The following is a 5,470-nucleotide window of genomic DNA, read 5'->3' as shown; positions in this document are numbered from 1 at the left end:
TCCTTTCTAATAAATTTAAGTTTTAAAAAACTTAATCAAATCCACCTTAGTAGATTTGTTAAATTTTCTAATACGCCTTAATTACTCCATTTTTATCTTGGTATAAATTATTTTGCAAGGCTAGATGATCAAGTTTTGAATATTTAAAATGCAAGTTAGCTTTTTTGCTCATATTTCCTAAATGTAAAACATTTCTACCAAATTTACTATGACTGTTTAGGCTAACTGCTTGTTTGTTTCTTCTGATATCATCGATAATAATATATTTAAAACGCTTGTCTCCTTTTGGAGTTTCTAAAATTTCTTTTAAGCTCCAACCTTTTTCTTTTCTTTTCACATAAAGCTTGTGAGTAATCCCATATTTATTACAAATTTCTATTTGTTCTTTTATGTTTAAACCAAGCTTATCTTTAAGTTTAAAATTTTTAGTATTTAATGGTGTATCTAAAGGCATTTTTCTTTTTTTTCTATCTTTAAAACAATAATAACTTAACTGCATTTTTCCCTTTCTAAATAAATTTAAGTTTTAAAAAACTTAATCAAAGTGCTTTTAATTTAAGCACTTTTGTTAAGCTTTTTACCCAAATGAAAACGAATGATTTTTTTTGCAATATAATCAGGATAAATTCCTTTTAAAACATCTACAAACACTCCACTTTGCTTGTAATAAATCCCTACGCCTCTTACTTCAAAAAGACTTCTACTATAATCAGCTTTCTCACCTTTAATCATTGGTATCATTTTTTCTCTCCTTGTATTAAGTTTTCTTTCTTTGCTTCTTCTTTTTTGATTAAGTCAATCGTTTCAAAGATAGCCATCCACTTGTCTTTATTTTTAGGACTCTTTAACTTTCTAAAAGCTTCAGTATAGATTTGATGAACGCGTGTCACGCTAAGATTAAGTTCTTTAGCTATCTCTTCAAAACTCATAATATAACCATCTCGCTTGCACTAGTTAATAACTCATCATTGATTTCGCACTCTTCAAGTTCTGCAAGTCTTAAGGCCTTTTTTAAAAGCTTTGCAGAGCTTCTAAAATTACCATTGCTAAATTTAAAATAGCCCTTGCCAAAAAACTCATCACTTTCTTCCTTGCTAAGTCCTCTCATCATCCATTTACCACAAATCCTTGAGTAAAGTTGTTTAAGCTCTTTGTTTTTACCCATTAGGTTTTTGTATAAAATCTCAGTTCCTACTAAAATAAGAGGCACTCTAGCAAAATCCGCAATGCGTCTTAAATCCTCCAAAGCCTTTAGTGGCAGATATTCGGCTTCATCTACGATTAAAATCTTTTCATTGGTCTTTAAAAATCTTGCAATTGCTTTTAGTTTTGAAGCATTGTTGCTATTTGCTTCGATTTTAAGAGCATTTAAAAGCTCATCAAGCATTACACCCACACTTGTATGACAAGTTGCCTCTATTAAAATACTTTGTGGTCTGGTTTTAATAAACTCGTTTATAATAGTGGTTTTTCCTGTTCCTGCTTCTCCAAAAATAAGTGCGATTTCTTTTTCATTTACAGCTTCGCTCATTACAAAAGTAGCCATAGAAAAATCACGGCTTCTAAAAAGTTGTTCTTTTTTAGGTTTTTCATTTTGCTTATCTTTGTGATTAGCGATAAAATCTCTTATCTTTTTACTCCATAAAGCCACATCACCTTTATAGCTTGCACTTTTAATCTGTGAGATTAAAGAAGCACTCGCACCAATCGCTCTTGCCAATGCACTTGGCTTCATACCGCTTTGTTCTAAAAAGCATTCTAATTCTTTGCTTAGTTCTTGCATATAAATCCTTTTGTTTTTAAGCTTTTTTAAAAGCTTTTAAAAACTTTCAAAGCGTGTTTAAATAGACTTTAAAAGCTTTTAAAGACTTTTAATACCCTGCCTTTTTGGCAGCATTTTCCCATTTTGGAATTTTGCATTTGGTATCTTTTATAACTTTTGTACTCAAATGTTCAAAATCACCATTGCTAACAAGGGCTTTTGAAAATTCAAGTTCTTTTTTAGCGTTGTTACTAGCTTTTGTTTTTGGAGCTTTAACTTTTTCTAGTTTTTCCTTGCCAAGAGCTAAATACTTTTCCATATTCTTTTCTAAAATCATTCTTTGCTTATCGATTTTGTCTTTATTTGCTTTTATGGCTCTATTTACAAGTTTTCTAGCAACTTTAGCTTCTTCAATGCTTACCCCAAGTTCTAAATCTAAGTTGTTTGCTACACAAATAAGTTCTTTTTGTTTATCAAAGCAAAAGATTTCGTTTTGGTTATTAAGATTTTCACACACAAACACTTCTTCATGGGTGTATAATTTTGGATTATAAAAAAGAGTTCCATTAAGACTTAATCCTTTATTTAGAACCTTTCTAAGCTTTAATTCACCGCCTAAATACATACTAAGGCTAAGCTCATCTATACTAATAGCATCGCTAATCTTTGCTTCAAAACTTTCTTTTGGAGTGGCACCTAGTCGGTCAAGCCATTTATTATTCATAAAATACGCACTATAATCATCAATACACTCTCTCATATACTCAAGTGTTTTAAGTCTTCTTTGATTTGTCTTATAGCCTTTTTTAAGTCTTCTTTCTTTTTTAGAATAAAAAAACTCAATAGCCTGTCTTTCTTTGATGTTAGCTCCTATATATCCGACGAGATTGGCTGTGAGTGAGTTTTGTAAGTCTTTAAATTTATTTTCTACATAAGGCTTACTCCAGCCACTGTAAGCTGGCATCGCTTTATAATCAATGTTTAATCTCTCTAAAAGAGCTTTGACATTTTTACTTAAAAATGCCTTGCCATTATCTGAGTGTATGCATTTTGGAACGCCATAAGTGCTGATGTATTTTGCAATGGCTCTTGCTATGCTTAAACTATCTTCACTAAAGCCTAGATAAAAGCTAGTTACACCGCTATAAGTATCGATTAATGATATTATAGTGTAGCGTTTATGCCAAGAACACTCATCACCTTTTAAGCCATAAGTTTCATTGATAAAATCTACTTTACAAATAGCATCAAGTGGACTTGCATCAATTTCTACGATTTCATTGATGGTATTTACTTTCCAATTACTCACCCCAAGTGCTGGCAGATGTCTGCTTATAGCTCCATCTTCGCCATACAAGATGATATTTTTTATGAGTTTGTTTTCTTTTAAGTATTTTTTCATACTTCTTAAAACACACTCATAGCTTATAAATTCATCTTTTTTGCCTAGAAAATCTTTTAAATCTAACTTGCCATTTTTTGCTAATTCATAATTGATAATGCGATGGATATTAGAAGCATTAAGCCTTCCTTTTTGAGCAAGTAAGGTATTTATAAAAAGCTCTTTTATACCAAGAGTGCTAATGGCATCATCTTTTTTATTTTCTCTTTTATCTATTAAAGCATCAAGTCCGTTTGCTAAGTATTCTTTTTGCCAAGCAAAGAGTTTGTTTTGTGTGAGCTTAAACTCATAGATTTTTTTAGCGTTAATGTAATTTATAAAATCATTTGTGTTTATCTTGCCTTTAGCATGGAGCCATTCTTTAACCACAGCTGCTTTTTGTAAGGCTAAATTTTGCTTTTTAGAACTGGCTTTTGCAAAGAGGCTTAAGCTGTTTGCATTGTTTATAAGTAGATTTTCTTGTGCGTTAAATTCTTTTGTGCTTTTATTGGACTCTACATTTTCGCTAGGTTTTGTCAAAGTTTTGTTAGTATTTTGCACTTGCAAAGCTTTAGAATTTTTAAGCAAAACATCATCGTTTAATGCTTTGCTTAAAACTTCTTGTGTTGTTTTAGGAGTTATAGTAGTAGTATTGCTTATATCTTCTATGTTAAAACCTTGCTCTACTAGCTGTGCTTCCTCCATGCTTAAAGGTTTAGACCAGATTTGAAGGGTTTTACCACCGCGTCCTTTGCCTTGAGTATAATTAAAGCCTAATATATTAGGTTTTAAATAGCAAAATTTTTTACCTTTGTTCTTAGCTCTTTTTACAGATTTAGCAAGAGTAAAATAATCAATATTGTTCTTTAATGCAAATTCTTTACTGCTTATCCACATTCAAGCCACCTTAAATCCATCTTTTTCTAGCATTTCTTTTAATTCTTTAGCTCTGCCTCTTATACCTTTTGTTTTGCCATAGCTCATATTTAAAAGCAGTCTATAATCGCTTTCATTTAACTTTTTAAATTTAGCCCAAGTACGAAGCTTAAAGCCTTTTTTACTCATTTGCTCAGTTAAACTTGTAAAGCTTTTACGCATTTTTACTCCTTTATGGTATAATCACCTAAACCACTCCAAAAAAGGAGTGGTAAAGATGATTTTATAACTCAAGTTTGAAAGTGATTTTTAGCTTCCAAACTTTGAGTTTTACAACCACCTTTTTACACTTTAAAACTTTCATTTTAAAGCTCCAAAAGTGATATTCTCCCCAACCCACCCAAACCACTTTTAAAAAAAATCTTTTTGTGATACAATTCTTTTAAAAGTAATAGAATTATAGCCTAATATATTAGGTTTGTCAAGGATATTTTATGAATTTAGCACAAAAAATTAGGGCATTAAGAGAAAATAAGGGCTGGACACAAACCGAGTTAGCACAATATTCTGGTATAGGTAAGTCAACGATACAATTATATGAGAGCAATAATGCTAAAAAAAATCCAACTATAGAAAATTTAAAAAAAATTGCAGATGCGTTTGAAGTAAGCATAGATTATTTTAATGATAATTTGTCCATTAGTAAAAATAATAAAATGTCCATTAGTGGTAAGAATTTGTCCATTAATAGCAATAAAGTGTCCATTAATCAAACAAACCTTAAAGAAACAGAGGAAGAGAGTTTTTATTATATCCCTAAGCTTAATATTAGTGCTTCTGCTGGAGGTGGGAATGAATTAGAAGGATTAGAATGTTATGAGAGCGGAGAGCTTATGGCTATAGACAAAGCCTTTTTCAAAACAATTCCAAGTGCTAGTATAAAAGCTATTCGCGTAGATGGGTATTCTATGACACCTATGCTTTTTCCTGATAGCTGGGTGATTTTTGAAGAAAGTGCCGATTTTAAAGGCGATGGATTGTATGTGTTAAATTATAATGGTCAACTTATGGTAAAGCTTTTGCAACTTAATCCTTTCGAAAATATCCTAGAAATAATCAGCGTAAATAAAGAGTATAAAAGCTACAGCATAAAATTAGATGAATCGCAAACTCCACTTTTTATAAAAGGTAAAGTTTTAAGGTCTGTAATATGATTTTAAAAGCTTTGTAAAGTATTTGTAAAAAGAATGTAAAAATGTGTAAAGCACAATGTAAAAAAATGTAAAGATAAAAGCTCACTTTGATTTCTAAAAAAATCTCATCAAAATACTATAAAATAATACTTTGATTAAAATTTCTCTCACTTTACTTTTTTACATATCTTTATATATTTAATATAGATAAAAATTATAAATAAATCATAAAATTAGTATTAATCAAAATATAAGCTT

The 5,470-nt window shown here is 30.3% G+C and carries 7 protein-coding genes; 1 reads left to right on the top strand and 6 read right to left on the bottom strand.

Features of this window, described 5'->3' with window-relative positions; translation table 11 throughout:
* Positions 1 to 67: 67 nt before the first annotated feature.
* From AJ887_RS06665 to AJ887_RS06640, 6 genes are all read right to left on the bottom strand, one after another.
* Complete coding sequence (locus AJ887_RS06665) at positions 68 to 499, bottom strand: SA1788 family PVL leukocidin-associated protein (protein ID WP_002865075.1); 432 nt, start codon at positions 497 to 499, stop codon at positions 68 to 70.
* A 56-nt stretch (positions 500 to 555) separates the two neighbouring features.
* Positions 556 to 741 (bottom strand): hypothetical protein, encoded by a 186-nt coding sequence (locus AJ887_RS06660; protein ID WP_057980536.1) that lies wholly within the window; start codon positions 739 to 741, stop codon positions 556 to 558.
* Positions 738 to 929 (bottom strand): sigma factor-like helix-turn-helix DNA-binding protein, encoded by a 192-nt coding sequence (locus tag AJ887_RS06655; RefSeq protein ID WP_070284647.1) that lies wholly within the window; start codon positions 927 to 929, stop codon positions 738 to 740. Before AJ887_RS06655 ends, AJ887_RS06660 begins: the two co-directional genes overlap by 4 nt.
* Positions 926 to 1,783 carry an AAA family ATPase gene (locus AJ887_RS06650; protein ID WP_002790751.1) on the bottom strand — a complete coding sequence of 286 codons (858 nt, stop codon included), beginning with the start codon at positions 1,781 to 1,783 and terminating at the stop codon, positions 926 to 928. Before AJ887_RS06650 ends, AJ887_RS06655 begins: the two co-directional genes overlap by 4 nt.
* 88 nt (positions 1,784 to 1,871) lie before the next feature.
* Positions 1,872 to 4,040, bottom strand: a complete 2,169-nt coding sequence (locus AJ887_RS06645; RefSeq protein ID WP_070285013.1) for a Mu transposase C-terminal domain-containing protein — start codon at positions 4,038 to 4,040, stop codon at positions 1,872 to 1,874.
* The gene (locus AJ887_RS06640) at positions 4,041 to 4,241 is read right to left on the bottom strand and encodes a hypothetical protein (RefSeq protein WP_002790505.1); all 201 of its coding nucleotides are present in this window, start codon (positions 4,239 to 4,241) and stop codon (positions 4,041 to 4,043) included.
* Positions 4,242 to 4,513: 272 nt separating this feature from the next.
* On the opposite strand from AJ887_RS06640, the gene AJ887_RS06635 reads away from it, so the two are divergent.
* Complete coding sequence (locus tag AJ887_RS06635; protein WP_052858054.1) at positions 4,514 to 5,233, top strand: XRE family transcriptional regulator; 720 nt, start codon at positions 4,514 to 4,516, stop codon at positions 5,231 to 5,233.
* Positions 5,234 to 5,470: the final 237 nt, after the last annotated feature.

This window comes from Campylobacter sp. BCW_6466 (genome assembly GCF_001762835.1).
GTDB classification, from domain to species: Bacteria; Campylobacterota; Campylobacteria; order Campylobacterales; family Campylobacteraceae; genus Campylobacter_D; species Campylobacter_D jejuni.
This window is presented reverse-complemented; position numbering and strand designations above follow the sequence as displayed.